Source organism: Marixanthomonas ophiurae, assembly GCF_003413745.1.
In the GTDB taxonomy this organism is placed as follows: Bacteria; Bacteroidota; Bacteroidia; order Flavobacteriales; family Flavobacteriaceae; genus Marixanthomonas; species Marixanthomonas ophiurae.
Genome location: NZ_QVID01000002.1, coordinates 703,300 through 723,010 on the forward strand (window position 1 = coordinate 703,300; position 19,711 = coordinate 723,010).

General features: G+C 35.4%; 15 protein-coding genes and 3 tRNA genes. 14 read left to right on the forward strand and 4 right to left on the reverse strand.

The annotated features are described in order from the left end of the window. Window positions 1-38: 38 nt before the first annotated feature. Complete coding sequence (locus DZ858_RS13450) at window positions 39-1,160, reverse strand: N-acetylmuramoyl-L-alanine amidase family protein (RefSeq protein ID WP_117160445.1); 1,122 nt, start codon at window positions 1,158-1,160, stop codon at window positions 39-41. Between the two features lie 187 nt (window positions 1,161-1,347). Between DZ858_RS13450 and DZ858_RS13455 the strand changes: the two genes are divergently transcribed. Beyond that, window positions 1,348-3,996 carry a putative LPS assembly protein LptD gene (locus DZ858_RS13455; RefSeq protein ID WP_239990788.1) on the forward strand — a complete coding sequence of 883 codons (2,649 nt, stop codon included), beginning with the start codon at window positions 1,348-1,350 and terminating at the stop codon, window positions 3,994-3,996. A 12-nt stretch (window positions 3,997-4,008) separates the two neighbouring features. After that, window positions 4,009-4,389 (forward strand): Rid family detoxifying hydrolase, encoded by a 381-nt coding sequence (locus DZ858_RS13460; protein ID WP_117160180.1) that lies wholly within the window; start codon window positions 4,009-4,011, stop codon window positions 4,387-4,389. Between the two features lie 16 nt (window positions 4,390-4,405). Here the strand turns inward: DZ858_RS13460 and DZ858_RS13465 are convergent, their stop codons facing one another. Continuing rightward, window positions 4,406-8,788 (reverse strand): translocation/assembly module TamB domain-containing protein, encoded by a 4,383-nt coding sequence (locus DZ858_RS13465; protein WP_239990800.1) that lies wholly within the window; start codon window positions 8,786-8,788, stop codon window positions 4,406-4,408. Window positions 8,789-8,880: 92 nt separating this feature from the next. Here DZ858_RS13465 and tsaD point away from each other — a divergent pair, with 92 nt between their 5' ends. The 4 genes from tsaD to DZ858_RS13485 are packed head-to-tail and all read left to right on the forward strand — an operon-like array spanning window position 8,881 to window position 11,389. Beyond that, window positions 8,881-9,912, forward strand: coding sequence for a tRNA (adenosine(37)-N6)-threonylcarbamoyltransferase complex transferase subunit TsaD (gene tsaD, locus DZ858_RS13470; RefSeq protein ID WP_394340450.1), 1,032 nt, complete (start codon window positions 8,881-8,883; stop codon window positions 9,910-9,912). Window positions 9,913-9,915: 3 nt separating this feature from the next. Beyond that, window positions 9,916-10,623: a 16S rRNA (uracil(1498)-N(3))-methyltransferase gene (locus DZ858_RS13475; protein ID WP_117160182.1), complete on the forward strand. Its 708-nt coding sequence runs from the start codon at window positions 9,916-9,918 to the stop codon at window positions 10,621-10,623. 33 nt (window positions 10,624-10,656) lie between these two features. Then, on the forward strand, window positions 10,657-10,905 hold the full coding sequence (locus DZ858_RS13480; RefSeq protein WP_117160183.1) for a PLD nuclease N-terminal domain-containing protein: 249 nt from the start codon (window positions 10,657-10,659) through the stop codon (window positions 10,903-10,905). Further along, window positions 10,898-11,389 carry a hypothetical protein gene (locus DZ858_RS13485; RefSeq protein WP_117160184.1) on the forward strand — a complete coding sequence of 164 codons (492 nt, stop codon included), beginning with the start codon at window positions 10,898-10,900 and terminating at the stop codon, window positions 11,387-11,389. Before DZ858_RS13480 ends, DZ858_RS13485 begins: the two co-directional genes overlap by 8 nt. 9 nt (window positions 11,390-11,398) lie before the next feature. On the opposite strand, the gene DZ858_RS13490 is transcribed toward DZ858_RS13485, so the two are convergent. Next, window positions 11,399-12,172, reverse strand: coding sequence for a DUF1223 domain-containing protein (locus DZ858_RS13490; RefSeq protein WP_117160185.1), 774 nt, complete (start codon window positions 12,170-12,172; stop codon window positions 11,399-11,401). An 81-nt stretch (window positions 12,173-12,253) separates the two neighbouring features. On the opposite strand from DZ858_RS13490, the gene DZ858_RS13495 reads away from it, so the two are divergent. From DZ858_RS13495 to DZ858_RS13525, 7 genes are all read left to right on the forward strand, one after another. Then, the gene (locus DZ858_RS13495; protein WP_117160186.1) at window positions 12,254-12,898 is read left to right on the forward strand and encodes a DUF4159 domain-containing protein; all 645 of its coding nucleotides are present in this window, start codon (window positions 12,254-12,256) and stop codon (window positions 12,896-12,898) included. Beyond that, window positions 12,898-13,404, forward strand: coding sequence for a TrmH family RNA methyltransferase (locus tag DZ858_RS13500; RefSeq protein ID WP_117160187.1), 507 nt, complete (start codon window positions 12,898-12,900; stop codon window positions 13,402-13,404). The genes DZ858_RS13495 and DZ858_RS13500 overlap by 1 nt, the downstream gene beginning before the upstream one ends. 31 nt (window positions 13,405-13,435) lie before the next feature. Continuing rightward, entirely contained in the window at window positions 13,436-14,530 is a 1,095-nt protein-coding gene (locus tag DZ858_RS13505) for an AI-2E family transporter (protein WP_117160188.1), read from the forward strand. A gap of 277 nt (window positions 14,531-14,807) precedes the next feature. Continuing rightward, window positions 14,808-15,713 (forward strand): THUMP-like domain-containing protein, encoded by a 906-nt coding sequence (locus DZ858_RS13510; protein ID WP_317124723.1) that lies wholly within the window; start codon window positions 14,808-14,810, stop codon window positions 15,711-15,713. Window positions 15,714-15,844: 131 nt separating this feature from the next. Further along, window positions 15,845-15,931: transfer RNA gene (locus DZ858_RS13515), tRNA-Ser, on the forward strand. 86 nt (window positions 15,932-16,017) lie between these two features. Further along, window positions 16,018-16,092, forward strand: a tRNA-Pro gene (locus DZ858_RS13520). A gap of 59 nt (window positions 16,093-16,151) precedes the next feature. Beyond that, window positions 16,152-16,225: transfer RNA gene (locus DZ858_RS13525), tRNA-Arg, on the forward strand. 68 nt (window positions 16,226-16,293) lie between these two features. Here the strand turns inward: DZ858_RS13525 and DZ858_RS13530 are convergent. Continuing rightward, window positions 16,294-18,339: an HD family phosphohydrolase gene (locus DZ858_RS13530; RefSeq protein ID WP_117160190.1), complete on the reverse strand. Its 2,046-nt coding sequence runs from the start codon at window positions 18,337-18,339 to the stop codon at window positions 16,294-16,296. Window positions 18,340-18,502: 163 nt separating this feature from the next. On the opposite strand from DZ858_RS13530, the gene DZ858_RS13535 reads away from it, so the two are divergent. Next, complete coding sequence (locus tag DZ858_RS13535; RefSeq protein ID WP_117160191.1) at window positions 18,503-19,681, forward strand: acetyl-CoA C-acyltransferase; 1,179 nt, start codon at window positions 18,503-18,505, stop codon at window positions 19,679-19,681. Window positions 19,682-19,711 lie beyond the last annotated feature (30 nt).

Consider the following 19,711-nt stretch of genomic DNA (forward strand, 5'->3'; position numbering starts at 1 on the left):
TTCAAACAAATTTAGAAAATAAATATAGAATAACCCTCCTATTTCTTTTGTGTTTTCAATACTTCGGAAACACGCATTTTCTTACCATCCTTAAATGCAACAATGTAACAGGAAGAGTATCCTTTTTCTTTAGCAAAGGTTTTCATTAATTCTATTTTGTTATAGTCTGAAGTTTCACCATAGTAATATTTATACAAGCCACCTTCTTTGTTCCGAGTAATATCTTTTAATCCCTTAAAGTTTTCTGGTTTGGTATTTAGCCTTTTACCACTTGCAGCCAATTGTACTTTAAAAGTATAACCGGGATATATTTTTTCTTCGGTAGTATCAATCGCTTTATCTATTTCTTCTTGGGTAATAACAGGGTTTTTTGCGTGGCTGGTGGCTAAATCCAGATTTTTTTGATAGGTTAAAACCCCTTCGGCAATAGCACCTGCCATATCTTTTTGACCTTTATTTGAATTTAAATAGGCACCTTCGCTGTTGTTGGTTAAAAAACCTGTTTCAACTAATACACTTGGCATATAGCTTTGATGTAAAACAATAAAGCCGGCTTGTTTCACACTTCGGTCCTTTCGCTTTAATTTGTTAGTGAAGTTATTCTGTATCAATCCTGCCAACATAATACTTTGGTCTAGGTATTCTTCTTGCATAAGTGTAAGACCAATGAACGATTCAGGTGAATTGGGATCATAACCTGCATAATTTTCTTCATAATTTTCTTCAAGAAAAATTACCTCGTTTTCTTTTTTTGCTACTTCTAAGTTACGTTGGTTAGCATGAAGTCCTAACACAAAGGTTTCGGTACCATAGGCTTGCGAGCTGTGTGCATTGCAGTGAATCGAAACAAATAAATCTGCATCTGCCCTATTGGCAATCGCTCCTCTTTCATGAAGGTCTATAAATTTATCCGTTTTTCGGGTATAGATAATTTTGATGTTTTCTTTCTTTTCAAGAATCTTTCCCACTTCCAAAACAATATTGAGAGCAATGTTTTTTTCCTTATAACCATTTCCAGTATTACCACTATCGTGACCTCCATGTCCTGCATCGAGTACCACCACAAAGGGTTTTGTGGTATCATTATTGGTGGTGGAAAAAGAAAAACTGATTACTGTACAAATTAAAAGTACGAAAAAGGGTATGTGTTTCGTTTTCATAACGGTAGAACGGACTATATTCATTGATATTTTAAATATTGTATTTTTAAAAAACAAAGCCAAAAAATATGCTTAATTTTGAAGTTTCAAAAACTAAGCCAAATCTACAAAAAATAGCATCGTAGCATTGCAAACACATCGGCAAATTTTTTCAACTGTACTTATTCTACTCTTGTGTAGCATAACGATGCACTCACAGGATATCCCTCCCAAAAATGAAGTGGATATTCCTATTGAAACCGAACAAGACACCCTTAACCCAAGTATAGTAAGTGTTACCAAAGAAGTAAACGAAGTATTAAACGATACGGTAAAAACAGACTCAGTAAAACCTAAAAAAGAACTGCTGACCGATGTAGTTGATTATTATGGTGAAGATTACGTGTATATAGACCGGAAACAAAATAAGGTGTATATGTACAACAAAGCTTATATTGTTTATGGCGATATGCGCATTGATGCCGGGTATATTATATTAGACTATAATAAAAATGAAGTATATGCCAAAGGAATTGACAGCGCTGGTGTTTATAGCCAAAAACCAGTTTTTGTACAGGCTCAAAACGAAGTAAAACCAGATTCCATTCGGTTTAACTTTGACAGTGAAAAAGCATTGGTTTACAATTCACGTACCGAGCAAAATGGTTTTAATGTTATTGCTGAAGTAACAAAAAAAGTAAATGATTCCGTTGTCTTTCTTCGGAATGTAAAGTTTACCACTTCAAAAAATATAGATGATCCAGAATATTATTTTTATACTCGAAAAGCCAAGTTTGTCCCTAAAAAGAAAATTGTAACGGGATTGACCAACATGTACATTGCCGATGTTCCCACCCCAGTTGGATTACCCTTTGCCTTTTTTCCATTAACCGAAGATCGAGCATCAGGATTTATCATTCCAAGTTTTGGTGAACAAAGCCGACGCGGTTTTTTCCTGCAGAACGGAGGGTATTATTTTGCTGTTAATGATTATGTTGATCTTACTTTTTTAGGAGATTACTATACAAATGGTAGTTATGGACTTAGGGGTGAATCATCCTATGCTCTGCGATATAAATTTAGAGGAAATGTAAGCATACGCTATGAAAACCTGATCAATGGAGAACGTGGCTTCCCAGATTTCAGTCAAAGTTCAGTTTATAATATCCGGTGGAATCATACACAAGACCAAAAAGCCAGTCCCAGTTCTCGATTTTCAGCATCGGTAAACTTGGGTAGTAGCCGGTATTTTCAACAATCGATTAACCAAACCAACAATGCCAGCGCTCTTGTTAATACATTAAGCTCTTCTGTTTCGTACACCAAAACTTTTGAAGGTGAGCCGCAGGTTAACTTCTCAGTAGCTGGTACACATTCTCAAAACACCAATACACAAACCATTAACATGTCGTTGCCTAATGTTACGGCGAGTGTATCCCGTATATTTCCGTTTGCACCAAAAGTGGGAACGAAAAAAGGGATAATAGATAATATTAACCTTCAATATGATGTTGCAGCGGAAAACAGGATACAAACAACAGATTCTTTGTTTTTTAAACCTGAAATGTTTGATAATGCTTTAGTTGGTGCTCAACATAGTATACCCATAAGTACAAATTTTAAAATATTGAACTATCTAAGTGCTTCAGCTAGTACACGATTACAAGAAACTTGGACATTAAAGACTTTTGATCAACGCTATGACGATACGGCAAATGATGGAAATGGCGGTGTAGTTACAGATACCATTCCAGGCTTTGATAGATATCTGACGTATAATTTTTCTACTAGTTTAGGTACAACGGTTTATGGTACATTTAACTTCGGAAAAGATAAAAAAATACAGGCGTTACGTCACGTGATGCGACCATCTATTAGTTATGGAATTAATCCAGCTTTTGATCAATACTATGATGATTACGTGATCCCTAGTGCAGATCCCGAAGTAAATGACGAAGTGGTGGAATATTCACGTTTTCAGAACACATTATATGGCGCTCCAGGTAAAACTTTTTCGAGCAGTATCGGGTTATCCCTTAGTAATACTCTTGAAGCCAAAGTACGAGACAAAGACACCACTGCTACAGAACCCAAAAAGGTTAAACTGCTTAATAACCTTAATTTTTCTACAGCTTATAATGTTGCCGGTGATTCCTTACAATGGAGTCCGGTAAATTTTAGTGGAAGCATTCCAATAGTTGAAAAATTAGATTTTAACTTCAATGGAAGCTTGGATCCTTATGCATTAAACAACAGCAATCAACGTATTGATAAATTCAACATTGATAACGGTGGAAGTTTATTTAGGCTTACCAATGCCAACATTAGTATCAATTATTCTTTTTCGAGTAAGGATTTGGAAGTAGATTCAGAAAACAAAGACCGTCTTGATAATGAGACCTTCAGAAATGGCGGTAGGCCTGATGACTTGTTTGGCGATGTACGCGATATAGATGATAACAGGCTCTATAAAGATGATGAAGAAAACGAAGATAAAACCGATAAAGCTTGGTATAATTATGACATTCCGTGGGATTTTAGGTTGGCTTACACCATGACCTACTCCAACAGGGCACGAGAAAGTGAAATATCCTCGCAATCGTTAATGTTCAGTTCCAATTTAGAACTATCACCAAGATGGACGGTTGGCGTTTCTTCAGGGTATGATTTTAAAAACAAAGGAATTACCTTAACGCAGTTTAGGTTTCAACGAGATTTAGAAAGCTGGCAAATGAGTTTTAATTGGACACCTATTGGAAGTATCAACACATCTTGGTATTTCTTCATCGGAATAAAATCTTCCGTATTAAGTGATATTAAATACGATAAGCGACGAGAGCCAGATCAACAATTATAAATTTTTAATATTATGAAAAAAATAATCCAAACCAACAACGCCCCTGCTCCTATTGGGCCATACAATCAAGCTGTATTGAAGAGTGGAATGTTATATACTTCTGGGCAAATTGCTATTGACCCTAAAACAGGTGATTTGGTTATAGATGATATTAAAGCAGAAACCAAAATGGTAATGGAAAATATGAAAGCTGTTTTAGCCGAAGCTGGAATGACGTTTGAAAACGTGCTGAAATCATCCATCTTTATTAGCGATATGAACAATTTTTCAGCGATTAACGAAGTTTATGCCACTTATTTTGATGAAGCCACTGCCCCAGCCCGCGAAACAGTTGAAGTTGCTAATTTACCAAAGTTTGTGAATGTAGAAATTTCAATGATTGCTTCGCTTTAAAGCAGCAACATAGTACTTACTCTTCTTTAGTAGCTTCTGTATTAAAGTTTACAGGCACATCATTTTCACCTGGAACGGCTGGTACTTTTTCCTCTTCTTCAGATTCTAACGTCAGATTTTTGTTAAATAGCTTGTTTACCAACTCACGGAAGGTGTCAAAATCTACGGAATAGGATATTCCTGCACCTTGTTCAAATATCTGATCTTCCCCGATAAACTGTAGATCTGCCTGACGATTAAAGAACTTCATCCGTAGGCTTCCGTCTTCATTTACCAACCATTGCACTTCAATATCTCCTGCAACGGCAGTTTCATTTACACCGCCAACAGGAACTCCTACTTTTCCATTTATTAAAATTCGTTCGTTAATTTGTGTAGAAAGCGTAATACCAAACCGATCTGCAGTTTCTTGATCTGGCAACCTACTACCTTGAGAGTAATCTAAACCAACGCTGAACTTACTATCCTGATCTGCAAACAATTCATTTACCAAGCCTGAAACACGCTCTACCAATGCACCTGTACCCAAATTGGCACCGCCGTAATTATCGTTTACAAAATTCCCTGAAGCAATTAAAAACAGAGCTTGTTTCTCCATCAATTCTTCGTTTTGAAGCTTGTAATCCAACTCGCTCTTAACAACAGAACTTACCCGCGGGAAATCAATTCTAAAATTGATATCTGGTTGTATTAATTCGCCCGTAAGATCAACTAAAACATTTACTGGTATTTTACGGTTTACCGTTGGATTGTCTAATAGAATCGATGGGTTTGCATCGGTTTCATATTTAGCAGTAAGGTCTAGTTGAGCACGTTCTGGATCACCATTCCAGTTGATACTTCCTCCCGAAACAACCTCAATATTTTTTTGAATGATTCCGCCATATCTAAAGTCGAAATCTCCATCAATGACCAAGAAATCTCCCCACATATTGAATTTGCCCAAAGTGTTGAGCTCAATCAATAAGATTCCCGCTCCCCGTCCTTTTAGGGTTGAGTTGTTGGTTTTATCGACCACTACTTCTACTTCTGCCTTTTCGTTAATATCTAATTCAAAGTTAATAGAGAGCCCTTTGGGGTCTTCAGTAACTAAAGTTTCGCCACTAACACGCGCTTCTTTTTCTGCTGGTGAAAGAAATTTTATAAAAGAATCGTCACCAATAGATGCCACATCACTTAATGGAATTTTAAAGCTGGTATTCTCTTCGGTAGTGGCCACTACATCTATCACCAATTCATCTACAGGGCCGGCAATGGAGGCTGTTCCGTCAATAAATGCTGTTCCGTAGTATAACGCATCTTCATCTGGAGGGGTGTCTAAAACCAGTAGGTTGTTAGAGCTTATATCCATATCAAGTTTCCAATCACCAAAGCCTTTATGGCTTGCACTACCTATAAACGTACCTTTTGTATTGTATTTAGTATCTGTTATGGTAGTGGCATCTAACGCAATTTTATTTTTGGTCATCACTACTTTTGCATCATTTTCTAAATCAAAATCAATATTTAGATAAGGAACTTTTAAACCGCTGTTTTCCAGGTTAAACAGCCCATCAATTTCGGGAGACTTGTAACTACCAGTTACTTTGGCATTTCCAGTAATCAATCCTCGGATATCGGTTATAACATCGGCACCAAAAGGACTAAATGCTTGCATGTTAAACTCGTTTAAGGCTACGTTTAGGTCTATGGTTGGATTGTTGGGGGAAACATCTATTGAGCCCACCGCATTGATGGACTTCACATCGTTATTTACTAAGGTTGTGTTGATATTATATTTTGACAGGTCTTCGTTCCCTTCAATATCTAAACTTAAATCGCCAAAGGGAATTTCATTTATTTCAACTCCATCAATACTTACAGATGAATTAGGGTAATATGCTCCATTTCTTTGAAGAAAATCGAGCTTTCCGTTTACATTTCCTTTTAAACGAAGGCTGTCAACTTCTGGAGTAATATTACCAATATTCACATCCTTAAACCGTAATTTCAAGTTCTTATAGGTGGAATCCCGTAATTGGCCTGCCAATTGAATAATTTCATTATTATGGTTTAATACCAACGAGTCGATACGTATGTCCTTAAAGTTGTCATCAAAAACTACTTTGTTAAGGCTGTTATTATCTTCGTTCAAATACCAAACGTTGTCTTTAAACGTAATATCAGATTTTTTTACTCCAACGACCGAATTTCCTTCTGGGTTTATGGTATGGTACAAAGAGAGATTAAAGAGATCTTCTTTTTTTTCACCCCCTTTAAATTCAGAACGTACATATAGGGTGTCATTTATAGTTTTATTGATGATGTCTACATCTACTACATTATAAAACCCTGTGTAAACTGAATCTACCGATATATAGGTGTTATACAAAGGGTTGTCATTGTCTACTTGAATGTTTACTTTACCTAGGTAATTATCGTAGAGTAATAATTCAGGAGAACGAAAATCAAGTTTAAACTTAGATTGGTCTGACGATACCGATCCTTTAACTTTAGTGTTGTCCCCTAGCTTTAATTGAGGAACAAAAAGATCGACAATTTTGTTATAAACTTCGAACTCATAGTCTATATATTGGTTTATAGTCACTTCTCCTGGAATATAATTAGCATAAATACTTCCAATACCATTTCTGAAAAGATCGGGGATGTCTTCAATTAAATACTTTCCTTTAATTCTTCCAGTTATAATGTCGGGCGAATTGATAGCGATAATTCGTTCATCTCTTTCAAAAGAAGAAGTGATTTCAAAATCATCAAAAAAGTAATCATCTGTAGCTGTTTGATAGAAGGTTTCTTTAAATGAAATTGTTCCCACAGCATCATTTACAGTTGTCCCGTCCATATCCATCACGATATTACCCACAAATACCGACACGCTATCCCGTTTTATAAGGTTTAGTTTGTTTAGCTCGGCGAACTCTACGTTGGCTTCAAAGTCATACTGATTAAAGTCCTCTGAAACATCTACTAACCCTTTAAAATTCATTTTTAAATTAGGGTCGTTTATAGCAAGATTTCCATTAAAAACTGGATCTTTTAAAGTTCCTGTTACTTCAATGTTTTTATATTCATACCCTTCAAAATTAAAGGAAGAAATTGTTCCTTCTACTAAAGTACTTACGGTTTCTTGCGTAAATCCTCTTCCTTCAATATTTACATTTGCAGTAACTTTTCCTAAAGAAGTAGTACCTGCAAGTTTCCCTAAATTTAATCCATTCAATTCTACTTTTCCATTGTAATAAGCATTGTCAAAATCTGTTATATTACCTAACTCAATATCGGTTCTAGCACTTCCAACTCCAGTATTTATAGCGCTATTGGTTATTAATTGGGAAGCTGTAAGTGTAGTTTTTCCTTTAAAAGTAACAGCACCAATATCTTTTAATTGATTTGGTAACACATCGCCTAGAACGCGTGGCATAAAACGACGTAAATCGTAATAATTAGTCTGAATAATATGGTTTCTAGAGAAAATTGAAAATGCATCGGTGCCTTTCAATAAGTTTGAAAATGTATAATCCCCTTGTATTACCGTACTTGAAGTAGCTATGCGAGTATTGGTCGTATTAAATTGATTCAGTGTTCCATCAAAATCAGTATTAAGAATAATTATTTGATCTTTCCCGAACTCATCATAAAAAACATTTAAATCGTTTGTTGAGACTTCAGAATCCTCAAAAGTAGCATCAATTTTCACATCATTTTCGAAGTCTGCTAGTCCTTTTTCAGCATAATCCAGAAGTATTTCCCCTTTAATTAAAGAATGTTCGGTTTGGAGTGTTAAGTCTTTCAATTCCATCTTTTCCATGGTATACGAAAAATCCGTCTCTAAATTTTTAACAGAAAAACCACGCTGAGCATTTAAAGAAAGTTTTTTTATGTTCGCATCGATATCAGGGCCGGTGATTTTAAAATCGTCCGCTAATAGGTTTACGTTGGTAAAGTCGAACACCTCGGGTGTGTTCAGGTTATAATTGGTGATTTTTATATGACTATTGGTCAATTCAACATCATTACTAAACAGTGTAAATGGATTATCACTAGGTGGTTCTCCGGTGTTGAATTTTTCAGCAAAGATGGAAAGATTGTCCGTTTCTTCATCTTTATAGGTGGTAACATAAAGTTTTGAATTTGTGAGATGGATGTTGCCAAAACCGAGATCACCTTGTATTAAGTTTTGAAAACTTACAATATTGGTTTGCAACTCTTTTGCGTAAATAAGCGTGTCTTTATGATGGTCTGCAATATAGACTTCACGAATATCAACTTCCCCTTTCCAGTTGAGGCCTAGGCGCTTAATGTTAATATCAGTACCATAGGTTTCGTTAAGGTTATCAGTAACTCTGTTGGCAATATACGTTTGTACCGAAGGAATCGATAAAATAATGATAAGGAGCACAAGCAAGAGGACGATAGCTATGAAGGTGCGAACTATTATTTTACGAAGTTTTTTGATACGCTTTTATTGTTTTAATTTTGATTTCAATAAATATGCCTAATTTGACTGATAAAAATTGTTACATACTCGGTATTGAATCTTCCTGTGATGACACGGCCGCTGCTGTTATTAACAACGGAGTTGTACTCTCTAATGTTGTGGCTACACAACAAATACACGAAGAATACGGAGGCGTTGTACCCGAACTTGCTTCACGCGCTCACCAACAAAATATTGTGCCAGTGGTGCACCAAGCTTTACGCAAAGCAAATATCGATAAAAAACAACTAAGTGCCATAGCTTTTACAAGGGGTCCAGGACTTATGGGTTCCTTACTAGTAGGTACCTCATTTTCAAAGTCTTTAGCGATGGGATTAGGTGTTCCGTTGATTGATGTAAACCATATGCAAGCCCATATTTTAGCACATTTTATTAAAGCTGAAGGACAAAACACGCCAAACTTCCCATTTTTAGCATTAACAATTAGTGGTGGTCATACGCAAATAGTAAAAGTGACCAATTATTTTGAAATGGAAGTGATTGGACAGACCATTGATGATGCTGTAGGCGAAGCGTTTGATAAATCGGCCAAACTTTTAGGTCTGCCCTATCCTGGTGGTCCTTTAATTGATAAATATGCTCAAAAAGGAAATCCGAACACTTTTAAGTTTACGAAACCGAAAGTACAGCCTATGGATTTTAGTTTTAGTGGTTTAAAAACTGCAGTATTATATTTTATTGAAAAACAAGTAGATAAGAATCCAGATTTCATTTCTGAAAACATTGAAGATGTCTGTGCTAGCTTACAGTTTACTATTGTAGATTATTTAATGGATAAGCTTAAAAATGCTGTAAAACATACCGGAATTACCGAAATCGCCATTGGTGGTGGTGTCTCGGCTAATAGTGGAATTCGGACAGCTTTAAAAGAAACCGAAACTAAATACGGCTGGACTACCCACATTCCTAAATTTGAATATTGTACCGATAACGCAGCTATGATAGCCATCGTAGGAGAATTAAAATATAAGCAACACGTTTTTGCTAAAAATGATGTTATGGCTCAAGCCCGAATGAAACTGTAACTTATGCAATTATTTTATCATCCTAACAGTTCACAAGCTTCAAAAGAAATTGCTTTTGACAAAGAAGAAAGTCGCCATATTGGTAAGGTGCTTCGGAAACAAGAAGGTGATGTGTTAGATATCACCAATGGAAAAGGCTTTTTTTTTAAAGCCGAACTCACTTTAGTAACTCCTAAAAAATGTATAGCACGCATTGTAGAAACTAAAAAAGAAGCACCACTGCCCTATCACTTACATATTGCTGCCGCGCCAACAAAATCGAACGACCGATTTGAAACCTTTTTAGAAAAAGCTACAGAAATAGGTATTACCGAAATTACACCAATTATTTGCGACCACAGCGAACGGAAAACCATTAAGCCAGAGCGGTACGAAAAAATCATTCAAAGTGCGATGAAGCAATCACTGAAAGCATATTTACCAAAATTAAATAAAGTGATTTCATTAAAGGAACTTTTAAGTCAAGCTCACGAAGAAAACTTAAAGTGTATTGCGCACTGTGAAGAAACTGATAAAAAATCATTTAAATTAGAAGTAAAAAAACAACAATCGGTTTTGATATTAATTGGTCCAGAAGGTGATTTTTCTACAGAAGAAATCGATTTAGCTAAAAAAGCAGGTTTTATTCCAGTAACGTTAGGCGAAAGCCGGTTACGCACCGAAACTGCTGCTGTGGTTGCCTGCCATAGTGTGGCTTTTGTTAATGAATAGATTTTTATATCTTTAAGTAAAATTTAACTATCCATGGACAAAATATTGAATGACTTTTCAATTGGTCTTTTCTTTTGGCAGTTTTTAATATTATTACTTTTTTCCTTTTTAATCTTTTGCATCATTGATATTTCAAAAGCAAAATTTGAGGGCAACAATAAAATATATTGGATGCTTTTGGTTTTTCTTTTACCCTTTCCTGGGGTTTTTATTTATTTCTTTATCGGTAGAAAAGAAGAATTTCTGTTGAATAAATATTTTCTAAAAATAAAAAATGAGTAAAGAAAACATACTATTAATACTTTGGATAATCTTTGGATTTACCTTTGTTGCGGCAATCGATTCTATACTATATTTTTTTATTCATTTAGTGTATTTTGCATTGTCTGAATTTGGATTATCACTTACTTTTCTCACGTATTTTATACCTACAATAACATTACTTTCTTATTTTTTCACAATACTATTTCTTTTCAAAAAGATTAAGACAAATTCTAATTCAGAAGGAATTTATTTAATAAGCTTCCCTAAAAAAACATTTATATTATTTGTAATACTAGCGCTACTCCTAAAACCTATTGCAAGTAAATTATCAGGTCTATATGCAGAGTATTATATTCCTATTCAAGAAGTAGCTGCGAGTGATTATCTTGGTTTTTATGGTTTAATGCATGCAACTTTTGCAGTCTCAAGATGGGGAGCAATAATTATAGTAGCTTTTATTTATCTAAAGAAATATCAATCTTTAAAATTAAAATCTAAGTAAAATAATAATTTAAACCTTCATTTTCGTCGCTCCAGTAATCACCAAATCATCCTGCTGTACAAATCCAATTAAACTTAGCTCATCTGTTTCTTTTACAATATCAGGTATATTAATTTCTAACGAACCTAATGTTTCAGAAGCTGAGACAGCTACTTCTTGCACCACAATATTAGTGTTCAGTAAGGTTTTTCCGCCGTTTTCTCCTCTTCCAATGGGCGTCTCACGGCTACCGATAACCAAAGCAAGTTTCAATTTTTTATCAGTACTTCCTCCAGTAAGTTTATAGTTAAAAGAAACCGTATTTACATTTTTAGAAACCTCAGAAATAACAACGGTATTTTCAGCTGTGTTTTTTAAGAATTTAGAGAGGTTTCCCTTCATTTTAGCCTCATTAGAGCCTACAAAATGCAGACTTCCGTTAATCACAGCTTGTGGTGTGTACACACGACCATCACCAAACTTACTTCCGTAGGCATATTGCAAATCCGTGTATTTCTTTTTACTAAATGGATCTTTCCAACCCAATCGGTTCCAGTAATCCACGTGGTACGAAAGTACAGCTACATTATCATAGTCTTCTTTCACTTTATCTAATAATCGATCTGCAGGCGGGCAACTGCTACAACCTTGAGAAGTGAATAATTGTACTAAGGCAAAAGGATTTGCGTTGGTGGTTTCGGCATAAGCAAGCTCTTTATTTATATTTTCTTTGGAATCTTTCGGTTTGCAAAACGTCGTTAGCAATAATAGTGGAATAGTAATTAATGCAATTAGGTATTTCATAGTATTAAAATTCTTTTTTTTACAACCATTAAGTCGAAACAAGCTGTAATTCCTTGCAGTTTAATTTGTATTTTTGAACTCATGCGAATCACTCTACTTACTTTTTTTCTCCTTTCTTTCTTGACAAACGTACACGCTCAAGAAATTGCCGTTTTAAAATATGGTGGCGGTGGCGATTGGTATAGTAACCCCACTTCGTTGCCTAATTTGGCTTCTTTTTGCAACCAACAAATCAATACAACTATTTCAGAAAAAACTGAAACTGTAACTCCAGAAAGTATTGACTTGTTTAATTATCCATTTGTACATATGACGGGTCACGGAAACGTGTTTTTCACCCCTGAAGAAGCTGAAAACCTCCGTAACTATCTACTAAGTGGCGGTTTTTTACATATTGACGATAATTATGGAATAGACGAATACCTTCGGAAAGAATTGGTGAAAATCTTCCCAAATAACGAATTGAAAGAATTACCAGCCAACCACCCTATTTTTAGTGCGCAATATAATTTCCCTGAAGGCTTGCCAAAAATCCATGAACACGATGGAAAACGACCACAAGCGTTTGGTATTGAACACGAAGGCAGATTGGTTTTACTTTATACCCTTGAGAGTGATTTGGGTGACGGCTGGGAAAACCCAGAAATACATAACGACCCACAAGAAGTTAGGTTGAAAGCCTTGCGAATGGGCGCCAATATTATTAAATATGTTTTTGAAAATTAATGCCCAATCAACTTACCCATACTTCAACAGATTTTCCAACTAAAAAGTTTCCAATAAAAGTAATTTGCGATGGTGTGCAGAGCCCGGCTAATGTTGGTGCATTGTTTCGGGTATGTGAAGCCTTTGGAGTTTCTGAAATTATCTTTTGCAATACAGCTGTCAATTTTTCTTCTTCCCGCTTACTAAAAACAGCACGAAACACAAACAAAACAGTTTTATATCGTGTTTCAGAAGATCTTTCTTCAGAAATAAAAAAATTAAAGAAAGAACAGTATAAGTTACTTGCTTTAGAACTAACTGACGAGAGCATTCCTTTAGAAAAATTACAACTAGTAGAAGGAAATAAAGTCGCCTTGTTTGTTGGTAATGAGAAACATGGAGTTTCGGAAACAGTTTTAAACACAATTTCGCAAAGTGTCCATATAACAATGTTTGGAGAAAACAGCAGTTTAAATGTTACGCAGGCCACAGGAATTGCACTTTTCACCTTAACAAAACTTTTATAATAGAGTTATTCTAATATGCTATATTTACGCTGTGAAAGAAAAAGCTAAATCCATTTCTTCAGGTATTTTACGAGCACTGGCAGTACTTGCCGGAATCTTGATATTATTGTGGTTTATCTTTCAAATCCAAGCACTGTTACTCTATATTGGTGTTGCTGCCGTCATTGCCTTGATAAGCCGTCCGGTTCTCGTCTTTTTTAGAGATCGCCTTAAAATGGGAAACATATTAGCTTCTATTTTAACGCTTTTGCTAATACTTTCAATAATAGCGGTGATGTTACGAATTTTTATTCCCATAATCGTTGAGCAAAGTAAAAGTATATCAAATATTGATTTTGAGCTGGTAAAAAGCGATTTGAACGAGCTAAGCATTCAAGCCGCCGATTATTTGGGTGTAAAGCAAATAGATATTCTTGAAGGCATAAAACGCACGAATTATGTGCAAAACTTCGATATGGAAATCATACCAAGCTTTATAGACCTCTTTTTCGGGAATATAGGCAACTTTTTAGTCGGCTTGTTTGCTATATTGTTTATATCCTTCTTCTTTTTAAGGGATCAAAATTTGATACCCAATATGGTTACTGCTTTTGTAAAAAAAGGCCGTGAAAAGCGAATTTTATCAGTGTTAAATAAAACAAAGTCACTTCTGTCCCGCTATTTCTTAGGGCTGCTATTGCAAATAATGATACTAACACTTTTTTATTCGGTACTGTTGCTATTTTTGGATGTTAACAATGCCATAGCCATTGCCTTGATTTGTGCATTTTTGAACATTGTACCCTATCTAGGACCCATAATCGCAGGAGCTTTAATGATGCTTGTTGTACTATCAAACAACTTGGGCGCCGATTTTTCTTCGGAATTATTACCGTTATTACTCTATACATTTGGGGGATATTCATTGGCACAGCTTTTCGATAATTTGATTACGCAACCTGTAATTTTCGGAAAAAGTGTTCGCTCCCACCCTTTGGAAATTTTCATCGTTATTTTAATTGGTGGCTATCTTTTTGGTATTCCCGGAATGATATTAGCAGTACCAATTTACACGGCTCTAAAGGTGGTTTCGAAAGAGTTTCTTTCTGAATATAAAATTGTAAAACGACTGACTAAAAACTTATAGTATCACTTTCAATAAAAATATATTAAATAGTAAGGTTCAGGAATTTATAAAAAATTTTAATAAATCTATCTCTACACTTGCTTTTTCTGGAAGCCCTTTTGAAAAAGTAACCGTCCAAGAACTTATTCAACAAATAGAAAGCCGAAGAAAAGCTGAGAAAAAACTAGCTACTTGGTTTGAAACTGAAGGGATTTATTATCCAAAGAAACTCAATCTAGAGCAGACTTCTTCTGAAGTTACCGCACAATATAAAGCATCTCTGATTGAAGGAAAAACATTGGCTGACCTTACCGGTGGCTTTGGTGTAGATAGTTATTATTTTTCAAAACAGATGAAAAGTGTAACCCATTTTGAAATCAATGAATCCTTGTCTGAAATAGCGGAGCATAATTTTAAGCAATTAGAAGCAACCAATATACGATGCGCAAACAAAGACGGACTCAAAGGGATTCAGGAGAATAGGTATGACACTTTATATGTTGATCCTTCCCGCAGGCATGAAACTAAGGGAAAGGTGTTCTTTTTAGCTGATTGCGAACCCAATATCCCAAAGCATCTTTCTGAGCTACTAAACGTATGTAATTTATTGATGGTAAAAACAGCACCGATGCTAGATATTTCAGCAGGAATGGAAGAGTTAAGCCATGTATTTCAAATCCATATCGTCGCGGTAAACAATGAGGTGAAAGAACTGTTATGGCTATTGAAAAAGGATTATGAAGGCAAAACAGAAATAATAACCAAGAATTGTAAGAAACACAGCACTGAAACCTATAGCTTTAATTATGAAGAAATAGCAGAACCTTTTTATGACGACCCCAAACGTTTCATATATGAACCTAATGCAGCCATTCTAAAAAGCGGAGCATTTAATTCGCTATCCGAAGACTTTAAACTTAAAAAACTTCATAAAAACACTCATTTATACACTAGTGAGGCACTAAGAGACTTTCCTGGACGCCGATTTATGACTGAAAAGATACTGCCCTATTCAAAAAAAGAATTAAAAAAGGAGGAAATTAAAAAAGCAAATATTACCACACGGAATTTTCAAGAAAGTGTTTCTGCGATTCGAAAAAAATTTAATATTAAAGATGGTGGGGACGTTTATTTGTTTTTCACTACTATAAACCCTTCAAAAAAGGTGGTTTTGATTTGTTCTAAGATAAAAGACTCAATTTAATCTGCTTGTAAAATAGTAGTCTACAATATTTTAAAAACTAATTGTAAAAAAGGTTAGTTTTTGTTTGTGAAAAACGGAATGTTATCCTACATTTGCATCCGCAATTAGGAAATAAACGTTCTTAACATATTGGAGAGGTGCCAGAGTGGTCGATCGGGGCTCCCTGCTAAGGAGTTGTGCCCTCACGGGTACCGGGGGTTCGAATCCCTTCCTCTCCGCAATACTAATTCAGTATTTTGCAAACTAACATTATTTTGTTAGTTTAGATTTCATAAATAATTACAGTTTTATTTAAACTGTTTTTCGGGGTGTAGCGTAGCCCGGTTATCGCGCCTGCTTTGGGAGCAGGAGGTCGCAGGTTCGAATCCTGCCACCCCGACAAAAAAACCGGACATATTTAGTTTATGTTCGGTTTTTTTATTTTTAATGTAATGCTACGGGCTCGTAGCTCAGCTGGATAGAGCACCTCCCTTCTAAGGAGGCGGTCATAGGTTCGAATCCTATCGGGCTCACAAGGAATCCTCACTTAAAGTGAGGATTTTTTGTTATAGAAAAGTAAGTAAATTAAAGGAAGGTAAAATTACTCCGGATACTCTACTCTTAGATGGTAGATATTATTCAACTTTTTCTTTAAGACCTTTTTTATGGTCTGTATTTCTTTAAATGTAATATTTGCATTTAGAAACTGTCCTTGCGCCATTTGCCCATCAACTATCTTTTCAACAAAAGTATCTATTTTTGATGATGTGGGTTCTTTTAAGCTTTTACTGGCTGCTTCTACACTATCAGACATCATTAAGATAGCGGTTTCTTTAGAAAATGGAATAGGGCCTGGATATCGGTAGTCTTCTTCACTAGCATCTTCGTTCTGTTCTTTTTCTTTCATATAGAAATAATACACCAAACTTGTACCGTGGTGGGTTCGTATAAAATCAATTACACGGTCGGGCAAGTTATTTTTACGGGCAATTTCAATACCGTTGATAACATGATCTATAATAATGTTAGCACTTTCTTTAGGATCTAGATCTTGATGCGCATTGACCGAGTTAACCTGATTTTCGGTAAAATAAGTTGGATTTTTCATTTTACCAATATCGTGGTATAAGGCTCCTACCCTAACTAACATGGCATTGGCACCGATTTCGTTAGCTGCTGCTTCGGCTAAATTGGCTACGTTAAGCGAATGGTGAAAGGTTCCCGGAGCTTTATTAGAAAGTTCTTTTAGTAGCTTGGTATTAGTATCACTAAGTTCTAACAAGGAAACATCGGAAACTAAGCCGAATATCTTTTCGTATAAATATATTAATGGGTGTGCAAACAAGGTCGCTAGCCCACAAAGAATGAAATAACCGAAATTTTCCCAGATGATGAGCTGTACATTTCCTTCCTGAAGAATAAAAAAAGCAAAATACCCAATAATATACACTAAGGTTATCTGTCCAACTGAGATAAATAGATTGGCGCGACGGTATAGTTCTGAAACCGTTAAAATAGTAACAATACCGGCGATTAACTGAAGGAATAAATACTCAAAACTATTGGGCACGACAAACCCCAAAAGCATCAACGTTAAGGTATGAACAAAAAGCCCTAGCCTAGGATCGAAAAAAGCCTTTAATATCAACGGCAAAATACAGAGAGGTACTACATAAACGTATTTGGCATCTAATTTTACCACAATGGTGGTCAAAAAGACCATTAATATAACGTTGAAAAATATAAAGGTAACTTTAGTATTGTCATTAAAAATATCAAACCGGTATTTTTTCAGAAATAAGAATAGCATAGAAAATACGAGGGAGACAATAATAATGTACCCTACTATTAGCCATGAATGGTTTGATTTACTCCAAACTTGTGATTGATACTCGGCTTTCAAAGAATTTAAAATCTGATACGTATCACCTTCTACAACCTCTCCTTTAGCTATAATTCTTCCTCCTTTTTCCACAACACCCTTATTTGGGTTTATTGCATTTAGCTCAGATGTAACCGAAGCTTCAGTTAATTTTGTATCCAAAGAAACATTAGGAGTAACAGCCCGTTCTAGAAGTTTTTGCAGTAACGCCTTTACATCTTCTGTAGATGTTTCAGAAACTAACTTTGCTAATTTACTTTTTATAACTTTTTTTCTGTTAAGTTGTGAATATGCCAACTGCTCTACTTCGTTTCCCCGTTTTAAGTAAATGAGTTTATCTTTTTCATACGGGTACACATCATCAATTATTCCGTTGGTATAAATCTCTTTAAAAACATCAAGGCCTTCCTCTTTAGCTACGTTTTTTGAGGTTGTATAAAGGCTGTCGACAAAAGCGTCATTAAAAAGTTGAATAAATTCCTCCCTACTCCTTTCTACTATTTCAGCATCATAATCAAAATAAGGTGTTGCATTCTCTTTAATTGTTTCCTCTTCTCTTTGAAGGGTTTTTGCATCTTTTTTAATAGTAAAACTAAACGGTGCATATAGGTTTTCATATTGCCAAGGCTTTCCTTTTTGAAAGTTATACTTAAACTGTCCTCCTTTTGGTAATAAATAGATCACCAAGACTATAGAAAGTATAAATAGAAATCCCTTGTAAATAAGGGATTGGTTTTTTGAAAATAGAGCAAAAATATTATTCATAGAATTTTTTCGATAAGTAAAGGTATAAATAACCGTTGACTAATCCCAAAAGCGAGTAGCTTAAAGATTGATATTTCAGGATAAAATCCGTAAATTCGCAGTCCTTTGCTGCTGTATAGGAAAAATAGCGGTACTTATAAATTTAATAAAAAAGTGTTATATAATGAGTAAAGAAGTTGTAATTGTAGCTGCGGCCAGAACGCCAATAGGAAGTTTTATGGGAAGTCTTTCTTCAATAACGGCAACCCAATTGGGAGCTACTGCCATTAAAGGAGCATTAAATAAAATTAAGCTAGATCCTTCAAACGTTCAAGAAGTCTTTATGGGTAATGTAGTGCAGGCTGGTGTAGGTCAAGCACCTGCTCGGCAAGCTGCTTTAAGCGCTGGTATTCCAGATACGGTGCCTTGTACAACTGTAAATAAAGTATGTGCCTCTGGAATGAAAGCTGTTATGCAAGCTGCTCAGGCTATCGCCCTTGGTGATGCAGATATTATTGTTGCTGGTGGTATGGAAAGTATGAGCAATATTCCTCATTACGTACATATGCGAAATGGGAAAAAATTTGGTCCCGCAACTCTTGTTGATGGTATGCAAAAAGATGGGTTAGTTGATGCCTATGATCAAAATGCTATGGGTGTTTGTGCAGACTTGTGTGCAAAGGAGCATAATTTTTCTAGAGAAGATCAAGATAATTTTGCTATAGAATCGTACAATCGTTCTGCTAAAGCATGGGAAGAAGGAAAGTTTGATGACGAAGTAGTACCAGTTGAAGTTCCACAACGTCGTGGAGAGCCAATTATGGTAAATCAAGACGAAGAGTATAAAAACGTGAAGATGGATAAGGTTAAATCATTACGCGCAGCTTTTAGTAAAGATGGTACTGTAACGGCAGCTAATGCCTCTACCATAAACGATGGAGCTGGTGCAATGGTCTTAATGAGTGCCGATAAAGCTAAAGAAATGGGCTTAACTCCTCTTGCTACTATTAAAAGTTATGCAGATGCGGCTCAAGAACCAAAATGGTTTACAACTGCTCCTTCCAAAGCATTACCAAAAGCACTAGATAAAGCGGGTGTTTCTCAAGATGACGTTGATTATTTTGAATTTAACGAAGCTTTTGCCGTTGTAGGATTGGCCAATATGAAAATATTAGGGCTTGACTCTTCAAATGTAAATGTGAATGGTGGTGCCGTTTCTTTAGGTCATCCACTTGGTTGTAGCGGTGTTCGAATATTAATCACCTTATTAAATGTATTAAAACAGAACGATGCTAAATTAGGTGCTGCAGCTATTTGTAATGGTGGCGGTGGAGCATCTGCTATGGTAATCGAAAGAAAATAAATATCCACAACGAGCTTTCGATTTTATAAA